The sequence below is a fragment of the Candidatus Hydrogenedentota bacterium genome, from assembly GCA_019695095.1.
Lineage (GTDB): Bacteria > Hydrogenedentota > Hydrogenedentia > Hydrogenedentales > SLHB01 > JAIBAQ01.
Genome location: JAIBAQ010000306.1, coordinates 1 through 4,808 on the forward strand (window position 1 = coordinate 1; position 4,808 = coordinate 4,808).

The 4,808-nt window shown below is 59.0% G+C and carries 4 protein-coding genes; 2 read left to right on the plus strand and 2 right to left on the minus strand.

Features of this window, described 5'->3' with window-relative positions; translation table 11 throughout:
• Window positions 1-378 precede the first annotated feature (378 nt).
• A complete protein-coding gene (locus K1Y02_25340; GenBank protein ID MBX7259705.1) occupies window positions 379-537 on the minus strand; it encodes a hypothetical protein in 159 nt (52 codons plus the stop codon).
• 248 nt (window positions 538-785) lie between these two features.
• A complete protein-coding gene (gene groL, locus K1Y02_25345; GenBank protein MBX7259706.1) occupies window positions 786-2,423 on the minus strand; it encodes a chaperonin GroEL in 1,638 nt (545 codons plus the stop codon).
• A 464-nt stretch (window positions 2,424-2,887) separates the two neighbouring features.
• On the opposite strand from groL, the gene K1Y02_25350 reads away from it, so the two are divergent.
• Together K1Y02_25350 and K1Y02_25355 are read left to right on the plus strand one after the other, a co-directional pair.
• On the plus strand, window positions 2,888-3,811 hold the full coding sequence (locus K1Y02_25350; GenBank protein MBX7259707.1) for a DUF362 domain-containing protein: 924 nt from the start codon (window positions 2,888-2,890) through the stop codon (window positions 3,809-3,811).
• Window positions 3,808-4,808 (plus strand): 4Fe-4S binding protein (locus K1Y02_25355; protein ID MBX7259708.1); only part of this gene is annotated, 1,001 nt, incomplete at its 3' end. The genes K1Y02_25350 and K1Y02_25355, both read left to right, overlap by 4 nt.

Here is a 4,808-nt window from a genome sequence, read left to right on the forward strand (position 1 = left end):
AGGGTCGCGGTCATCGTTTTCTTGCCGAGTCCTAGATGTGCGCTGATTACGCCAGCCGGATCGCGCCAGAAACCGAATAGGCTGTCATACCACGTGGGATGATCGAGAAGAGCCTTCGCTGGGATCTTAGTGATTGCATCAAGGTGCTTCATGGAAATCCTCCTTTTTGTACCAACGGCCTTGCTTCGAAGCCATTTTATGTGCTCGTTGCGTACTGGTCAAGAGGGTTCTTCGTTGTGTGAGCGACCCCACTGTGACCGTCAGGTTTCCCACTTCTTACGACCGGCCGTCTCTTCCGGCCAGTCTCCCAACGATAAAAGGAAAGCGGCTTCCCGTTCGATAGAACTGAAAGCCGCCGCAATTCTTCACCGGGCGGTACTAGTCGGCCTGGGCTACCGCCTGGACCTTGCCAAGTCCCTTGTGCGCGGCAATAACGCCTGCCGGGTCGCGCCAGAAGCCGAATAGGCTGTCGTACCACGTGGGGTGGTCGAGAAATGCCTTGGCCGGGGTCTTGGTAATCGCTGCTACATGCTTCATGAAGAACCTCCTTTATCGCCTATGTCACGAGGGAGCCGATGCGAGGCCTATCCAATACGCATTGGAGTCCCCGGTCATAAACACCCGAGCAAGGTGGCCGATTCCCCGCATCATGGCATCTTGGCCCTGCGTTCACGCCGGACACCAACGGAGTGACTTAAATGCGTCGAAGGGAGAACCCTGATGAGTTCTCCCTTCGATAAGGGTATATGGGAACCCGCTTATGCTCAAGGCACAGCGGGAACGGACTACATCATGCCGCCCATGCCGCCCATACCGCCGTGAGGCGGGCCGGCGGGAGCCGCAGGCTCCTTCTTCGGAATGTCGGCGACGACGCATTCAGTCGTGATGAAGATGCCCGCGACGCTGACGGCGTTACGAAGCGCGGTGGTCAGCACCTTGGCCGGGTCGATGATACCGGCTTTGACGAGGTCTTCCATGTCGCCGGTCGCGGCGTTAAGGCCGACACCCGCCTTGGATGCCTCGACATCGGCGACGACTACCGAACCTTCAAGTCCGGCATTCGCGGCGATCTGCCACAGGGGCGCGGCGCATGCGTTGTAAACGATGTTGGCGCCGGTGGCGAAGTCGCCCTTCAGTTTGACGGTCTTTGCAGCCTGGCGAGCGCCCAGAAGCGCAATACCGCCGCCAGGAACGAACCCTTCTTCGATGGCAGCGCGGGTCGCGTTCAGGGCGTCATCCGTGCGGGCCTTCTTCTCCTTGAGCTCGATTTCGGTGGCCGCGCCAACCTTAATCACCGCAACGCCGCCCGCGAGTTTCGCAAGACGTTCCTGCAACTTTTCGCGGTCATAATCCGACGTGGTCGCTTCGATGGCTTTGCGGATGGTTTCGCAACGGGCAAGAATCTCTTTCTTGCTTCCACCACCCTGGACGATCGTCGTGTTGTCCTTGTTCACTTCGATGCGCTTGGCCTTACCGAGATCCTTCAGCGTGATGTTCTCAAGCTTCGTGCCGAGCTCTTCGGAGATGTACGTACCGCCCGTAAGAATCGAGATGTCGCGCAGGATTTCTTTGCGGCGATCGCCGAACGCCGGCGCCTTCACGGCGCACACGTTGAGAATGCCGCGCAACCGGTTCACGACGAGCGTCGCGAGAGCTTCGCCTTCCACGTCCTCGGCGATGATCAGCAATGGCCTGCCGCTCTGGGCAGTCTGCTGCAACAGCGGGACGATGTCATTGAGAGAGCTGATCTTCTTCTCGTACGCAAGTACGTAGCAGTCTTCAAGAGTCGCTGTCATATTCTCGGGCGAGGTCACGAAATACGGCGACAGGAAACCGCGGTCAAACTGCATACCGTCGACAATTTCCAGCTCGCTATTGAGGCCCTTGCCCTCTTCGATGGTAACGACGCCGTCTTCTCCAACCTTCGCGATGGCTTCGGCAATCATCTGCCCAATCTCTTTGTCGCCGTTGGCGGAGATGGTGGCCACGTGCGTGATGTCGTCGCTGTTACGAACCTTCTTGCTGGCGGCCTTAACGGCTTCGACAACGGCTTCCATGGCCTTGTCCATGCCGCGCTTAAGGTGCATCGGATTTGCGCCGGCGGTCACGTGGCGGAGGCCTTCATGAAGCATCGCCTGGGCAAGAACGGTCGCAGTCGTCGTGCCGTCTCCGGCGACGTCCTGCGTCTTGGTCGCGGCTTCGCGAACCATGCGCGCGCCCATGTTCTCGTAGGGGTTCTTGAGTTCGACTTCCTTCGCGACGGTAACGCCGTCTTTGGTGATGTTGGGAGCGCCGAACGATTTCTCAAGCAACACGTTGCGTCCCTTGGGACCGAGCGTCGCTTTGACGGCATTCGCGAGCACATCGGCTCCGCGAATCAAAGCCGCGCGGGCTTCCTGGTCGAACGCCAATTGTTTGGCCATAGTGCAAATCTCCTTCTAAAAACCTTTTGACCCGGTTATAGTTAGCGGGATAGTGTTAGCACTCCTGGGTGTCGAGTGCTAACAACCGGCAATGCTACCATATGGCACTGGCCGTGTCAAGAGTCCGGGGACAAATTGTCCGGGGGTGAATTGGGGGTGACCTGCCATACCTTCAGCAGCTCGGAAACACTATTGGGGCAGCCTCTCAGGACAGGTGTGAATAGTGCTCGGGACAGGAGTGTCCTAAAAGATGGTCTGTGTCCATGCATAAGACATTCTGCCACGTCGTAAGGTATTGGAACTGTTTGTTTTGAGACCAGCACCTTCAAAAGACTGCGCTGGCACGGGGTTTGCGCTTTCTTCGCACACGAACGGATGTGCTTTGAACGATAGATTTCGACGCCGGCCGGGGGTAAACGCGGTCGGCGTCGCTTCCGACGAGACACAGTAGGAGGACGAAAGGCATGCAGACACGTCGAGGGTTCTTGAAGTTGACGGCTGCGGCGGGCGGCGCGCTGGCGGTAGGACCGCGTGCACTCGGCCAAGCGGCCGAGCCGGCGTCCATGGCAATCGCACGATGCACAACTTCGCCGCAGGAGGCGGAGGCGATCCAAGCGATGGCCGTGCAGTTGACGACGCAGGCCATTGAGGCTCTTGGGGGAATGAAGCGTTTCGTTAAGAGTGGAGACGTGGTGTGGATGAAGCCAAATATGGCGTGGGACAGGACGCCGGATTTGGCTGCGAACACGAACCCGGACGTGATTGCGACATTGGTGAAGATGTGCTTTGAGGCGGGGGCGGGAAAGGTGAAGGTTGGGGACTTCCCGTGCCACGAAGCAAAGCTTGCCTACAAGAGCAGCGGCATCGCGGACGCAGCCGAAAAGGCGGGGGCGGAAATCGTGTTCCTGGACGAGTCGCGCTTCCGCGAGATGAATGTAGGGGGCAAAATCCTCAAGAATTGGCCGGTATACCCGGAGATCGTTGAGGCGGACCTTGTGATTAACGCGCCGGTGGTGAAGACGCACAGCATCGCGAAGATGACCCTGTGCATGAAGAACTACATGGGGATAGCCAACGACCGTCAGAAGTGGCATCAGAACCTTTCGGATTGTCTGTGCGACATTACGAAATTCATGAAGCCACGTCTGTGCGTCGTGGATGCGATTCGAATTCTGACTGCAAATGGCCCGACCGGGGGGAATCCGGCCGACGTGAAGCGAATGGACACCGTTGCCGCGGGCACGGACATCGTCGCGTTGGACGCGTTCGGGGCTACTCTGCTTGAGTTCAAACCCGAAGATATCTCGTCGGTGGTGGCTGGACAGGCAGCGGGACTGGGAACGATGGACTACAAGTCCCTTAATCCGAAGGAGCTGACGGTCGCGTGACATACCAAAGCCGGATCAAAGCAGTGCGCTGGGTCCGGCGGGCGTCTCAGGGCGGATTCTTGTTGTTCTTCCTGTGGACCCTCGTGGCGGCGCGCCACCCCGAATCGGGACAACCGAGCGCGTTGCTCGGAGGGTTCTTTCTTTTCGACCCGCTCGTGATGGCGGCAACGGCCCTCGCCGCGCACGCACTTCCGCTGGCCCTTCTGTTTGCCTGCGCAACGCTCGTGTTGACGCTGCTATTTGGGCGCGTGTTCTGCGGGTGGATTTGTCCGTTGGGCACCATCAACACCATGATGAGCGCGCTTCGAAAGCCACCTGCGAACGTGCTCGTATCCACCGAGCAATGGACGCCCTGGCATCGCACAAAATACTACATTCTCGCCGCGATGCTCGTAATGGCCCTCTTCGGATCGCACGCTATCGGCTATCTGGACCCCTTCTCCATTCTGTATCGCAGCACGGCAACGGCCCTGCTTCCGGGCACACAGTACGCGGTCGAAGAAGGGGCGACGGCGATCTACCACGCGGATCCGCACGCAGGACCCGTCCATGTAACAAGCCTAACGGAACCCGTGTATCAATTCCTTCGCAAGCACGTGTTCATCGAATCCAGACAATCATTTGAAGGAAGCACGCTAATCGTCGCGATATTCGCGGCCATAGTGCTTCTGAACCTCGTGCGCAAGCGTTTCTGGTGCCGGTACCTCTGCCCACTGGGCGCGATGCTGGGGTTGTTTGCGCGCAGGCCGCTGGTGCGGCTCGTGAAGAATGCGGAAGACTGCCGTCAATGCGGCCTCTGCAAGACGAACTGTCAGGGTGCGGCGGACCCCGACAAGCCTGAAGAATGGCAGCCTTCCGAATGCATGATGTGTCTGAACTGCGCGGCGCGCTGCAACTGGGGAGCGGGCACCTTCGAACTCTTCCCACCGTGGAAGAAACAGGAGGTTGCGCCGCTCGACTTGTCGCGCCGCATGCTGCTGGGTTCGGGAGTCGCGGG